General features: G+C 48.8%; 8 protein-coding genes. 6 read left to right on the top strand and 2 right to left on the bottom strand.

Annotated elements, in window-relative coordinates; translation table 11 throughout:
* The first annotated feature begins 273 nt into the window (after positions 1–273).
* The 6 genes from V5J35_RS02955 to pglZ all read left to right on the top strand — a co-directional run bounded on the left by V5J35_RS02955 (position 274) and on the right by pglZ (position 10,616).
* Positions 274–1,044 carry a hypothetical protein gene (locus V5J35_RS02955; protein WP_354009829.1) on the top strand — a complete coding sequence of 257 codons (771 nt, stop codon included), beginning with the start codon at positions 274–276 and terminating at the stop codon, positions 1,042–1,044.
* Positions 1,045–1,048: 4 nt separating this feature from the next.
* Entirely contained in the window at positions 1,049–1,591 is a 543-nt protein-coding gene (locus V5J35_RS02960; RefSeq protein ID WP_354009830.1) for a BREX protein BrxB domain-containing protein, read from the top strand.
* Positions 1,592–1,602: 11 nt separating this feature from the next.
* Entirely contained in the window at positions 1,603–3,528 is a 1,926-nt protein-coding gene (brxC, locus tag V5J35_RS02965; protein WP_354016260.1) for a BREX system P-loop protein BrxC, read from the top strand.
* Positions 3,458–5,077 carry a hypothetical protein gene (locus V5J35_RS02970; protein WP_354016261.1) on the top strand — a complete coding sequence of 540 codons (1,620 nt, stop codon included), beginning with the start codon at positions 3,458–3,460 and terminating at the stop codon, positions 5,075–5,077. Before brxC ends, V5J35_RS02970 begins: the two co-directional genes overlap by 71 nt.
* Before the next feature lie 84 nt (positions 5,078–5,161).
* Positions 5,162–8,599: an Eco57I restriction-modification methylase domain-containing protein gene (locus V5J35_RS02975; RefSeq protein ID WP_354009832.1), complete on the top strand. Its 3,438-nt coding sequence runs from the start codon at positions 5,162–5,164 to the stop codon at positions 8,597–8,599.
* A complete protein-coding gene (gene pglZ, locus V5J35_RS02980) occupies positions 8,586–10,616 on the top strand; it encodes a BREX-1 system phosphatase PglZ type B (protein WP_354009833.1) in 2,031 nt (676 codons plus the stop codon). The genes V5J35_RS02975 and pglZ overlap by 14 nt, the downstream gene beginning before the upstream one ends.
* A gap of 56 nt (positions 10,617–10,672) precedes the next feature.
* On the opposite strand, the gene V5J35_RS02985 is transcribed toward pglZ, so the two are convergent.
* Together V5J35_RS02985 and V5J35_RS02990 are read right to left on the bottom strand one after the other, a co-directional pair.
* On the bottom strand, positions 10,673–12,526 hold the full coding sequence (locus V5J35_RS02985; RefSeq protein ID WP_354009834.1) for a DEAD/DEAH box helicase family protein: 1,854 nt from the start codon (positions 12,524–12,526) through the stop codon (positions 10,673–10,675).
* Positions 12,527–12,568: 42 nt separating this feature from the next.
* Entirely contained in the window at positions 12,569–14,557 is a 1,989-nt protein-coding gene (locus V5J35_RS02990) for a DEAD/DEAH box helicase family protein (RefSeq protein ID WP_354009835.1), read from the bottom strand.
* Positions 14,558–14,693: the final 136 nt, after the last annotated feature.

Raw genomic sequence — 14,693 nt, forward strand, 5'->3', positions numbered from 1 at the left:
GAAAGCGTCTAAAAGAAGGCTTAGTGGATACTGTACGCTTATGGCTTTGTTTGATGAAGATACTGACATCAACCGCAGGCTACCAATGCCTGCAGATAAAAGTAACAGCTTTTTCAGCATTGTCAACAATCTGTGATTTCAATCAAAAAAATACGTCAGAACGATAGTCCACAAACTGATCCTACCAATGTACAATCGGTGTTCACTTAAGTCAGATTGAGCATACCACTACTCGCCCCTGACACCCGACTACTGCCAGAAGATATGACGACAATGTGTATAACAGAATCCCCCGAACAGATTGAATTGGGATTCAAATATGGAAAAAGTGGAGCCCACTCCGCACGAAGCATGATGCTTGAAGAGTTAAAGCAACTCTTCAATGGTCTACCTATCGATACAGATAGGGCTCGCTACGAGCAAGACATCGTACAGTACAACGTCCTGCAAAAATCATCAGAAAACGCCCGCAAGCTCACATGCCGCCATATGATCGACCTTTATGGGCTGTCTCCTGATATTCCATTATTCAAGGTTTTCAGAGAACTATGGGAATTATCAGAAGACGCTCAACCTTTGCTCGCTCTCCAGCTGGCCGTTGCCAGAGATCCATTGCTTAGAGGATCAACTGAAGTCATTCTGTCGCTTCAACCCGGTGAACATCTAAGCCGGGAGACAATGGAAGCCCACCTCGCTAAAGACAACCCAGATCGCTTCAGCCCTGCCTCCCTCAAATCATTTTCTCAAAACATCAATGGTACCTGGACTCAATCCGGGTATCTGTCCGGCAAGGCAAAGAAATATCGAACAGAGCCAAAAGTGATCTACATCAATTTGGTGTTTGCTTTGATTTTGGGACACTACCAAGGCTTATCAGGACAGCGTTTATTTACCAGTTTCTGGACCAACTTACTGGTGTCAGACCTGGAAACCCTTTACGAGTTAGCCCACAGAGCGACCTTGCGCGGGCTTATCAACTTCAAGAAAGCCAGTGAAGTAATAGAGGTGTCATTTACACCCATGAATTTGCCTATCAAGGAATGAGTCGATGTCAGACCGAGTGTCCAAATTGCTGAAAAGCTTTACCAGCCATATCAGCGTCCCCTGGAGTAAAAACATCTCCGCCGAAGAAAAAGCAATATTTGTCGTCTACAACAAAATGGACGAGCTTAAAATTCGCGCCCGTATCGCAGAGTTTGAACAAGCTTGCGAGCAAAGTGAACACCCCTGCTTATTGTTGGACATTACCAACGCATTTCCAGAATGGATGGCAGAACAGGATTACAAAGAAGCGTACTTCGAAGACCCCGAATACCTCAAAAGTAATTACGACTACTTTGCCGACGACCTGGTCGCCAAACTCAGCCAACAAATCAATGAACACCAAAATGAAAACAGCGTTGTGGCACTCATGGGTTGCGGCACGCTCTTCGGCTTTATTTCTGTCTCCGGCATGGTTAAAGCCTTAGCCAGCCAGATACAAGGTCGTCTTGTGGTGTTCTTCCCAGGCGAATTCCACGACAACAACTACAAACTACTTGATGCAAAGGATGGCTGGGGATACCAGGCCACCGCCATTACTGCTGCCTAATCAGGGATTGAATGATGTTAAACCGCGAAATTTATAAACTAGACCCACTGGAAAGCAAACTCGCTAACAATGGTGTCGCAGAAGTTAATGATGACTTTTCCCGTGGTGCTTTAGAAACCCTGGAATACGAACTACGCACCTTTGTCTGCAGCGGTGCTTATGCCAAAGGCATGGACAGCATACTTAGCACCTTTATTCGCAATGTAAAAAGCTCTGGTGAGCAGCCGGGTGTATGGATATCCGGCTTCTTTGGCTCAGGTAAATCCCACCTGGCAAAAATGCTCAGAACACTTTGGGTTAACCAAACACTGCCAGACGGCACAGACGCTCGCTCATTGGTTGAACTGCCCGATGAAATTCGCAACTACTTTGATGAGCTGACAAACCTGGGTCATCAAGTGGGTGGAATTCATGCTGCCTCCGGAACCCTGGGTGCAGGCGCTGAAAACAAAGTACGCCTGGCGCTTCTGAGCATCATCTTTAAATCCGTCGGGCTTTCCGAAAAATACCACCTGGCACGTTTCGAATTGTGGCTGAAATCCGAAGGGGTTCTGGAGCAAGTCAAAGACTACATTCAGCAACATGCCAAAGGAAGAGAAGGCGAAGACCTCTGGCAGAAAGAGTTAAGAAATCTTCATGTTTCGCCAGTCATGGCTAACGCCCTGTTAGAAACCATACCATCCTTGGGTAGCGATCATCGCGAAGTCAGGGATATGCTACGAGCGCAGTATAAAATTGTTGACGATGTTTCCAACGCTGAAATGGAAGAAGCCGTTGTTGAAGCCTTGGCAGTCGATGGCGAAATGCCATTAACCCTGGTCGTTCTGGACGAGGTTCAACAATACATTGCCGATGATGCTGACAAGGCTTACCAGGTTCAGGAAGCGATTCAAACCTGTTGTAAAGCGGGTTCTTTCAAATCCCGACTCTTGTTTGTGGCTACCGGTCAAAGCGCACTGTCCGGCTTGCAAAACCTGCAACGTCTAATGGGGCGCTTCCAGGTCAATGTCCAGCTGGAAGACACCGACGTAGACGCCGTTATCCGCAAAGTCATCCTGCAGAAAAAAGAGTCCAAGCGACCCGATATCGAAGCCACCATGCAGGAAAACCTGGGAGAAATCACCCGGCACCTGCGTGGCACCTTAATAGAACCCCAAACAGATGACGAACAATGGATGGTAGCGGACTACCCGCTGCTGCCAGTACGCCGACGTTTTTGGGAACGCGTATTACCCGCCCTGGACAAAACCGGCACCGGCTCCCAGCTTAGAAACCAGTTAAGAGTGGTGCACGAAGCCATCAAATCCACCGCATTGAACCCCCTGGGTTCAGTCGTACCTGCCGATTTCATCTACGATCAAATCTCCACCAACCTGTTACAAACAGGCGTCATTGGTAAAGAGATTTACGAACAAATTGCTCGCCTGAAAGGCGGCAATGATGACGAGATTCTAAAAGGACGACTCCTTTCCCTGGTTCTGCTCATCAGCAAACTGCCTACCGATGTTCCCCACGGCATTGCCGCCACAGAAGCGTTTCTGGCCGACTTGTTGCTGGATCACCTCAGCGAAGGCAAGCATGAACTTCGAGCCAAGATTCCATCACTGCTGGAACAACTGGTGGAAAAAGGCGATCTGCTGCCTATGAACACCAGCGCCGGTGTCGAGTATCGCTTGCAGACCGTAGAAAGCCAGAAATGGCACGACACTTTCCGCCAGCAGCAAACCGACCTGCGCGGCAACCCACACCAGCTGGAAACCTTCCGCAGCAAGGAAATCCAAAACCATATTCGTAAGCAGTTGGCACAAGCCCGTATCACTCAGGGCGTTACCGCGGAAAGCCGCACCATTGCGCTTTGTATTGATAATGACTTGCCATCCGACGCTGATAAAAAAGCTCTACGCCCATTTATTAGAGTGTGGGGACAGCGAGTTTAATAATGCAGTAAGAAGTGCTGGTCAAGATGACGCCACACTCTTTATCCATGTTCCTGTGCTGCGTCGTAACGACTTATACGGTGCCATTGTTGACTACATAGCCGCCGAAAGAACACTGGAAATCAGTGGAGTGCCGAGCACCGATGCAGGCAAAGATGCCAAAGCAGCCATGGAGCACCGACAAAGCGATGCAAATCGTACTAAAAAGTTAATCCTGAAAGAAATCTTTGAATCTATTCAGGTGCAGTTGGCAGGTGGTGCTGAAGTATTAGGCGATACCCTAACGGAACAACTGGAAAATGGTGGCAAGAAAGCCTGCGAACGCCTTTACAGCGAATTCAAAACAGCGGATATAGAAGGCTGGGGCAAGGTGTACGACCGAGCCAGTCGCTCTGCCGATGCCAATGCCCTGGCAGCCATTGGGCATAACGGTGAAGCCGACAAACACCCTATTTGCACCACCATCAAACGCTTTATTGGTGTGATGAAAACCGGTGCAGAAATCCGCGAGAACTTTTTCTCTGCCCCTTATGGCTGGCCAAAAGATACGGTTGATGGTGCGCTGTACGCCATGCTGGCGGCTGGAGTGCTTAAAGCGGTTGATAATCAAGAGCAGCCGGTTGATCCAAAAAACCTGGAGCGTCCGAAAGTCGGTCAAACCAAATTCCGTCCGGAAGATGTCAGCCTTTCCAGGGCGCACCTTATTAGGGTTCGCAGTCTGATTAATGCCATTGGCGTGAGTTGTACCGCCGGAGAAGAGCAATCCAAACTAGGGCAAGCTATTTCTACCGCTAAGCAAATCGCCCGCAGTGCTGGTGGTGATGCGCCTTTGCCATTGCCACCACAAACCACGATGCTCAATGAGCTGGAAGTCCTTTCGGGCAACGCCCAGTTGATGGCGGCTTATGAACGACAAACAGCCATTATGGATGAGCTGGAGCGTTGGAAGGCTCTGGCAGAAAAAGTCACCGTCCGTCAGCAGCAATGGGGTGAACTCAAAGATGCAGTGCGCTACTGCAAAGGGTTAGCGAGCTACCAAGAGCTACAAACCGAAATACAAGCCATTGAAAAAAATCGTAGCCTGCTAAAAGAGCCTAACCCTGTGTTGCCGCTCTTGAAAGAAGCCATCGAAGCACTGCGAGTCGCCATCATGGCGAAATACGATGATTTTCAGAATGAGCATCAGAGTTGCCTGCAAGACCTTCAGGAAGATGCCACCTGGAACAAACTAACGGAACAGCGCCAAAAAGCACTGCTTGCCAAGCACCATCTGGACAAGCTGGAAATGGCACCACTCGACAGCAACCACAGAGTGATTGACTGCATAGACAATACCTCGCTGGAACAGTGGAACGACAAAACGTCTGCCCTCGTCGGACGCTTTGACCGAGTGCGTCGTGATGCCATTGCCGAGTTAGAACCCAAGGTGCAGCCGGTGAGCTTGCCCAAGCCTATTATCCGGTCAGAAGCAGACCTGGAAAGCTGGATGCAAGAGGTACGAACCACCATCAGCACCTCTCTGGAACAAGGGCCTGTCTCCCTGAGATAACCTCCCGCCTTGAGATAACACCTGGCTTGTTCGTCTACCAAGACCAACAAGCCAGATGATTGAAAGAATGACTTTGAGTGAACTATGCGACAACCCCTCGACAAAACCCTGAGAAACCAGCTTGAAAAAGCCGTTATTCGTGCCCGTGATCTGGTGGAATTAGCGGCAAACGAATCCTTAACCCGTTTGGGTGTGGGTGCGTCATCAGCACCTTCCTATTTGAAAGACGACGAGCGTAAGCTGCGTAACCTTCTGCGGGCTCACGCTCGTCAATTGGGTGATGAATTAGCTTCCAACGGCGAGCAAAAAACCAAGCATCTGGTGGCTGAAGTAGGCTACGAGCATTGGCACCGTATGCTGTTTGCCCGTTTCCTGGAGCAAAACAACCTGCTGATGTACGACGCTTACACATCGGTGGATCTGGAAGAATGTCAGGAACTGGCTGCCGACGAAGGCTGTAAAGACGGTTGGCAGTTAGCCGGTAAACTGGCGCAAAAAATGTTGCCACAGATTTTCCGTGCCGACTCTCCGGTATTTAAAATCGACCTCGCCCTGGATCGAGTGCGGGAATTAGAAGCGTTGATTCTGGATCTGCCGGTGGAGGTGTTCCAAGCCCAGGACAGTTTGGGCTGGTGTTATCAGTTCTGGCAGACCAAGCGCAAAAAAGAAGTGAATGATTCCGGTGTGGCCATTGGCGCAGACGATTTAAGCCCGGTCACTCAGCTGTTTACCGAACCGTATATGGTCAGCTTTCTGCTGGATAATAGCCTGGGTGCCTGGTGGGCAAAACGTCGTTTGCAAGATGCCGACTTGCGTACCGCCAGTGATGAGCAAACCCTGCGTAACACCGCCGCCCTGCCAGGAATGCCACTGGATTACCTGCGCTTTGTCAAAGCAACCGACGACCAAGGTGAACATTGGCAGCCAGCCAGCGGTTGGTTTGATGCCTGGCCGCAAACCATTAACGAACTGAAAACCCTCGACCCTTGCTGTGGTTCCGGTCACTTCCTGGTAGCGCTGTTCCTGATGCTGGTGCCGATGCGTATGCAGTTGGAAGAACTGGATGCCAAAACCGCTATCGACAAAGTCATTACCGACAACCTTCATGGTTTAGAGCTGGATAGCCGTTGTGTCGAAATTGCTGCGTTTGCCCTGGCGCTGGAAGCCTGGCGTTTCCCGAATGCCGGAGGTTATCGCACTCTGCCGCCCCTGAATATTGCCTGTTCCGGTCTGGATGTAAACGCGGCCAATAAAGAATGGAGCGCACTCGCCAAGCAGAATCCTGAAATAGCCGATGCCCTGGAATGGCTGACCGGCACCTTTAAAGATGCGCCGGTACTGGGTAGTTTGATTGATGTGAAAAATGCGGATTATCCTGGGAAAGAAGAAGGTAAAACTGCGCCTTGGCAGTTGTTGCTGGATGCTCAAGCGGTTGGTGATGAGTTGACTCAGCAAGTGCAAGTGACTGCCCAGGGTTTGGCTATGACGGCACAGTTGCTGGCTGGGGATTACTCGTTGGTTGCTACCAATGTGCCTTATTTGGCTCGGGGCAAGCAGTGTGATGTACTCAAAGATTTCAGCCATGATTATTATCCAGAAGCAAAAGCAGACTTAGCAACTGTTTTTTTGGATCGCTGCTTGGAATTCAGCCCAGAAGGAGGTTCCTCTACAATAGTTCTTCCCCAAAATTGGTTGTTCTTAACTAGCTATAAAAAATTCCGAGAAAAGCTGCTCACTAATGATACTTGGAATTTGGTTGCTCGCTTGGGTGCAAGAGCTTTTGAAACAATCAGCGGTGAGGTCGTACAAACTATATTAATTACCCTTACCAAAGGCGCTTCAACGGAAGGAGGGGTATTGAGAGGACTGGATGTTTCTGCCTTAAAGACTACTGCAGAAAAAGCAGAGAAGCTGCTAAGTGCAACAGTAAAAGGAGTTGGGCAAGCCAAGCAACTAGGAAATCCTGATGCACGGATTTCGCTTGATGAAGAAGCTAATTTCTCATTATTAAGTGAATATGGAGACGGACTTGTAGGTTTGCAAACGAGTGATGACCCAATGTTCGTGGCTGCGTACTGGGAGGTTAAAAATCGTGATCCTGATATTTGGGAATACATGCAATCTACTCCAGATATATTTAATAACTATGCTGGACAGTCATGGATGGTTCGTTGGGAGCAGGGAGAAGGATTACTTTTGTCTTTACCAACCGCCTATCCAACAAAGGGATTAAAAGCAGTCGGTAAGTCAGGAATAGCTATTCATCGTATGGGTAAGCTTTTTGCATACCATTATGGTAAAGAAAGATTTCATCAAAATGTGGCAACTATTATGCCCAAGAATGAAAATAACCTACCTGCGATTTGGTGTTTCTGTTCTTCCTCAGAATACAATGATGCTGTTCGTCGAATAGATCAAAAACTCAATGTGACCAATGCCACCTTGGTAAAAGTTCCTTTTGATATAGATCACTGGTCTAAAGTCGCTGAAGAGAAGTACCCGAAAGGTCTCCCAAAGCCCTACACCAACGACCCAACCCAATGGATCTTCCACGGCCACCCTTGCGGCTCCGTAGTCTGGGATGAAGAGAAGAAATGGACAAACACCAGCAACAAACGCACCGATGACACCGTCCTGCAAGTTGCCGTAGCCCGCCTGCTCGGCTACCGCTGGCCTGCCGAGCTGGATAAGGAGATGGAGCTTGCCGAGGAAATGCATGAGTGGGTGAGTGAGTGTGATGAGCTGCTCGACCTGGTGGACGACGATGGTATTGTTGCCCTGCCTGCACTTCGTGGTGAAAAAACAGCGGCGACCCGTTTGGAAGCCATGCTTCAAGCTGCCTATGACAAAGAGTGGTCTGCCAAGGTGCAGCACGAGCTGCTGCAAAGCGTCGGCAGCAAAAACCTGGACACCTGGTTGCGGGATAAGTTCTTTGATCAGCACAGCAAAATGTTCGGGCATCGTCCGTTTATCTGGCAGATTTGGGATGGCTTGAAAGACGGTTTCTCGGTGCTGGTGAATTACCACAAACTCGATTACAAGGGTCTGGAACGTTTGATCTACACCTACCTGGGCGAGTGGATTCGTACCCAGGAACACGGAGTAAAAGAAAATATTGATGGCGCAGACATTCGCCTGACCGCCGCCAAAAGCCTGAAAATCTCTCTGGAAGCCATTCTTAAAGGCGAAGCCGTCACGGGTGAAAGCGGGCTGGATATTTTTGTGCGCTGGAAACCTCTGCACGAACAACCGATGGGCTGGAACCCGGACTTGAACGACGGTGTGCGTCTGAATATTCGCCCCTTTATGCAAGCCCCGGATGTGGGTAAGAAAAAAGGCACCGGCGTGTTACGTGGCAAGCCCAATATCAAATGGTCGAAAGACCGTGGCACCGATGTTGATTCAGCCCCTTGGTACGACTTGGGTCTGGAATACGGTGAAAAACAAGGGGCTCGTATCAACGACCACCATATTAGCCTGGCCGATAAACAAGCTGCGAGAAACAAGCATGCAAGTCATTGATTATTTGGTGAAGCAGCTGCACAGCAGCGCTTCTTATAACCCTGCCGTTCAGGTGCCACCCGCCGCCGTTTTGTGGACGGACGAAGCTTGCCAGTGGCAAAGCGCCATGCCGCTGATTAAACAGTATTTGCCTGAACTGTTGGAACTGGGGGAGTATAAACCCGAAGAACGCACTGGCCCGGCTATTTGGCTCAAGTGTGTGATTGCGGGCAAATTGGAAGAGGCAGATTTCCCTAAAGGTAAAACCCCGATTATTTATTTGCCGGGCGTGAGTCGCAAAGCACTGAGGGCGGTTGAAAGTTGCTCCGATGAACTGCGCCCGTTAGCCGAGCTGCAATACCGGGGTAGTTGGTGGGCTTATAACACCACGGGGCGTGACTGGAACCTGCCGTCTTTTTTAACCAATTCAAACGTCGGCTTGGAGCTAGACGTTGCCAAGGATAAGAAAACCCAGGAAGTAATTCCCCACGTTCTGCACGATTTGTTGGAATCCCAGGTTGAGTCTTTAAAAGGCAGAAGGCTGGAAGTTAAAGACTTTCAGGAGTTGGTGTTCAACGATCCGATTAAGGATTTGTTAGGCTGGTTGAACCAACCCGACAGCAAGCGTGAACAATGGGACGACAGCAAATGGCTACTGTTTTGCCAAACCTGCGCCAGCGAGTTTGGCTATGAACCCAGTGAACACACCGCACCGGAGATTATTCAGGCAATCGCCTCAGCCCAAGGCAAATGGGAAGAGGTGTGGCAACGGTTTGAAGATACCGCCCACAATCTTCCATCCTTGGTAAAAGCCATGCATTCTGCCAAACCGGATTTAGCCGATGATTACAGCCACTTCCCAGGGGAAAACGCTCAGGAAGAGCAAGCACTGGAAGCGGCGCTTATCGGTTTGAAAGAATTACCGACCACCGAAGTTCGGGCTAAGATTCTGGCGCTTTATGAACAGCACAAAGAGCGTGAAAGCTGGCTTTGGTATCGTTTGGGTGATTCTCGCTGGTTGCAGATGCTCGCCCAACTGGCCGAAGTAGCGCGTTTAACAGAACAACCTTTCAGCCATCAAAGCCCAAGCGATATGGCAACCCTGTACCATGAAAAGTACTGGCAAGCCGATGCCGCCGCCATTGAGGCAATGGCTTTAGCCAGAGAGCCTGGGCAACAAGAGCTGGTGGCGGATGTGTTAGCCATTATTTATTCCCCCTGGCTCGCCGAAATCACCCAGAACTTCCAGCACCTGGTTCGTGACCAAGGCTACCCAGGGGATTCTGAAATTAAGGAAGCCGCAGCCTCTCACGACAAAGGGATGATTCTGTTCTTTGTGGACGGCTTGCGTTTTGATTGTGGTATGAAGCTGCAACAAAAGCTGGACAGTCGTGATATTGCTGCGTCCCTTAAAACTCAGTGGAGCGCCTTGCCTTCATTGACCGATACCGCTAAAGCCGCCGTAACGCCAGTGGCGGGTTCATTAACAGGCGACCAAGAGACTCAGGATTTTAAACCAGTGGTAGCGGGTTCTGGCAGTCAGTTCAGCAGTCACCATTTCAAAAAGCTGCTGGAACAACAGGGATGGCAGTATTTGAAAGGGTTGGATACCGGTGAGCCTGATGGTCGAGCCTGGTTGCAAACCGGCGACCTGGATAATCTGGGTCACCACCAGCAGCGTAAATTGCCTTTGGGCATTGATGCGGTGTTAGACGAAATCGCTGACAAGATCAGTCATCTGCTGGATGCAGGCTGGAAGCATATTCGCATTGTCACCGACCACGGCTGGCTATGGCTGCCGGACAAGCTGCCAAAGGCGGAGCTGGATAAGCCGCTGGTTCGCAAGTATCTGTCCCGCTGCGCGATCCTACACGACAATGCTAAAACCGGTTTGCCCCAGGTGCGCTGGCATTGGAACGCCAATGTGACCATCGCTATGGCACCTGGCGTCAGCGCCTTTACGGCAGGTGACTTCTATAACCACGGAGGCTTGAGCCTTCAGGAATGTTTGACCCCTGTGCTTGATATTAAGAAGTGAGTGAATGGAGTCCGGGCTGAGTCCGGACTCTTTGGTTTGAAGGGCAAAGTTCGGGGTTAGAAAACGCTGTTGTTTTTAACCCTGGACGTTTGCAGACTTTGGCTTGCCGCGTCTGAACGCTCCTGGGAATAGTCGCCACGCTGGTAAAGAAGAATCAGAGTGTCATCCACTTCCCTGTTATAGATTTCACACATTTCCGCCATATCATCCATATCCATGGCGCGCTTATAGGCATTCATTTTTCTGGACAGGTTATAGATGCTGAAAATCGAAGCCATCACCTTTTTATCTTCGGTTTTTTCACCACCGCCAGGATTCACAATAAGGTTAAATTCAATCTCTTCCCCGTTATCGATTCGAGTAGTGAACTCCTGAGCCCGAGCCTTTGCACAGCTGGGTGTGTAATCGTCATAGGTGACACCGTTAACCCATTGTGCTTTGATCCAGTTTTGATGCTCACCCCGCATTGCCCGCCCACTTTTACGCACAGGCACACCGTCTGTCAGCATCTCTTGACGGATCAGTTTGATCGCTTCTAACAGTTCTGGATCAGTGGTGAAAGGGGAATAATCAAACTCAGGCTCTGACAACTTTCCTGGCACTACGATATAACCCTGGGTGAGATAGGTTGCCGAGTCATCAAGCTTTTTGCTGACTTTGGTTTCGGGTTCCGGGGCGATGCTGGTGCCTCGGTCGAAACCTCTTACTTCGTACTTCTCACAAATCTGTTCAAATAATTGATGTAACCCTGTGAAGTCGGAGGAGTCATCCCTGGCTTCCAAATGATCAAGCAAATCGGAATAGGCTCTGACTGCATCCAAATTCGTATAATGTTTTGCCTGGATGTTGTGGTGATAACCACAGGCACGCCCCACATTGGCTTGTACAACAGCGGCTATATTGGCAATGGTGCTGTCCCAGGTGTTGATCAGTGTTTCTTTCATCTCTTGACCAAAGTTTACCCCCGCGCGAAAGCCTGCCACTGTGATAGCAATCAGTTTGTCATCAAACATGTCAGCGGTTTCATAGTCACGCTTGAAATCGTCAATAGACGAAAGCTCGTGATCTTCAATGCCCACCAGCTTTTGACCGATAATGTGGATCTGCTCTGGTGCTATTCCCTGATCTAACAACACTTGTTGTGCGGTTCTGGCTTGGCTACTGGGTACGCGAATCAGCGACCAACCAGACCCATCGTACTCTTTAAACTGCTTGATAAAACGGTTTCTGAGCAATGAATCATCACAAAAGTCACGCTGGTCTTCATCAAGCTTGACCAGTTGATTGTTGCGGTGCATCTGCCGAATGCCGTGATACTCACCACCTGTTTTATGGAATACCAGTCGAGTCTGGAAATTGTGGCGCAAAATCGAATCAGCCCCGGCGGCATACAAAGCACTGAAAGGTGTGGCTGAGATAAAAGCCATGCGACAAGTGGTATTTTCTTTTTCCAGATACTCAAAAATCTGGTTGTAGCGAACCGCATCGGATGATGACCCATAATGGCATTCGTCAATAATGATGAGCTTGGGGGCTTGGTATTTAAACTGACTCTTTAGGGCAAGGCGAAAATTGGTGAAGTTGCTCACCACAACGTTTGGACAGGCCGCTAAATCCGATTTGGCTTGTTCCTGTAAAGCGATATCAGCCATGGTGACAAGATACAGAGTATCCTTTAAGGCTTTACGATCACAAAGTTCCTGGTCATTTAGTCCCAGTCGCTGTTCGCAAGCCAGTGCCAAAGCGATACCTGATTTACCGGATTGCATTTCAGCCGCAAGAACCACTGCACGTGATCCGGCGTTTAATGCGTTATGGGCTTTCTGGGCTGCATCTCGCTGATGCTGATAGGTATGTGCACTCAGGATCTGGTGTAGCCGAGTGCGATGTCTTTCTGATTGATTATTCATAGGGAGAGAGCGGGGCCTTCCCGGCCCCTTGTAAGGATAGAATTAAGCGGTTTCACCATCATCAGAGAACTGGGTTTCGTTGCTGATGTTAGTGATTTGAGGGGGGAGCGTATTATGGTTCTTCTTCTCAAGTGACCGCTCTGCATCATAGTCGCCACGCTTGTAAAGCACGATTAACGTATCGTCGTGATCAACATCGAATTGATCACACATCTCATGAACTTCGGCTTCGGTCATGATTTTTTTAGCTACGTTACGACGAGACATGTTGTAGACACTGAATATGGTAGCGGTTACCAACTTGTCTTCGGATTGTTCGCCGGAACCAGGCATGACGATTTCGTTATATTCGATACTTTCGCCATCATCCAGAGCTTTGGTGAATCTTAAAGTACGTTCTTTCATCGTACCTGATTTGAGCGCTTTCTCTTTATTATGATAGGTATCACCATTGACCCACTGCGCCTTTATCCAGTTACGTTTGGCCCCTCGCATAGACCGATGACCTTTGACGTTTGGCCCGGAATCCTTCACGTACTCGGTGCGGATAAGCTCAATAGCTTTGAGTAGTGTAGAGTCTTGCGTGTGTGCCTGGAAGTCATAATCTGGGTCAATCAATTTGCCGGGGACTGCAATGTAGCTATCAGTCCAATACGTTTCGACATCTCCAATTGGTCGGCGACGCCTGTGATTAATGGTGACACCAACATCTAGCCCTTCCACATGGTATTCATCACAAATCTCATGGAAAAACTCTCTCAAGCCTTCAAAATCAGAAGCTGCATGATCACAGGTGTTTTGTTCCAAATAATCAAGTGTTGCCCCATACGCCAACGCTGCATCCATATTGGTAAAGTGCATTGCGTCGAGATTACTGTGATAACCGCATGCCCGCCCGATATTGGCTTGAACCACAGCAGCAATGCTTGCTACGGTGCTGTCCCAGGTGCTGATAAGATGATCTTTCATCAATGGGCCAAAGTTAATACCTGCACGGCAACCCGCAACTGTGATGGCAATTAATTTTTCATCAAAATCAATGGTTTCATCAAATTCTTTTTTGAAACGTTCGATGGTTGTCAGCTGATCTTCAGGAACGCCAGTAAGGCTTTTACCAAGGATAAAGATATTGTTTTCCGGTATGCCCTGGCTCAGAAAGTAGTCTTTGGCGTTCATTGCTGTCCCAGCAGGAACACGAACCAATGACCAGCCAGCTCCTTCATGCTCCTGATATTGCTTGATGAACTGTTCACGCTCCTCAGATGGGTAAAGGAAGTTGCGTGCTTCGCTACATAGTCCTACAACTCGATTGCCCTTCAGCATTTCTCGAACACCGTAGTATTCGTCACTGGTGCGGTGGAATACCAGCTTGGTGTCGAAGTTGCGACGTAGAATCGAATTTTTGCGTGCCTCCTCAGCAATTTTCTCTGCTTCTTCTACCGCTGAATCATCTGACTCTTGTTTTGCTACTTCTTTGGCTTCAATAGCCTGCTGGTATTGGGTTTCTGCTGCATAGAGTGCCCCAAAGGGTGTAGCAGATATGAATACTACTTTGCAGTCATCATTTTCATTTTCAAGGTAGTCAAATACATCGCTGTAACGAATCGCTGTGATGTTGGAACCATAATGACACTCATCGATGATGATAAGTTTGGGAGGGTTGCCCTTGAATAGCTCTAAATCTTTCTGAAAACGGACAAAGTTGCTTACCACAACATTTTTTGCATATTTCAAGTCATCTTGAGCCTGCTCAAGTAGAGCAGTATCAGGCATGGTTACGAGATACAAAGTATCCTTTAGTTTGGTTTTCTCACAGATGTCTTCGTCACTTAAGCTCAAGCGTTGTAAACAGCAGAGAGCCAAGGCTACCCCTGATTTTCCAGCCTGCATTTCTGCGGCAGTGATAGCTGCTCTTGAGCCATTGCTAAGCGCCTCAAATGTTTTGCGGGCTGCCTCACGCTGGTGCTCGTGCAGGCTTTCGCCATTAAGTACATCCTCTGCTCTTTGTCTATGACGGGTACTTTTGTCCATGTATCTACCAATAAAGCCATCAAATTAGACGACAGATAATGACATAAATGCTTTTATTGGTATATGACGGCAACTGATCGACAGAACTTCCACTATTTCATAGTCCGTAGCAGAGAAGAGGAAAAGTAGTTTAGAA

Source organism: Endozoicomonas sp. NE40 (assembly GCF_040549045.1).
Classification (GTDB): domain Bacteria; phylum Pseudomonadota; class Gammaproteobacteria; order Pseudomonadales; family Endozoicomonadaceae; genus Endozoicomonas_A; species Endozoicomonas_A lisbonensis.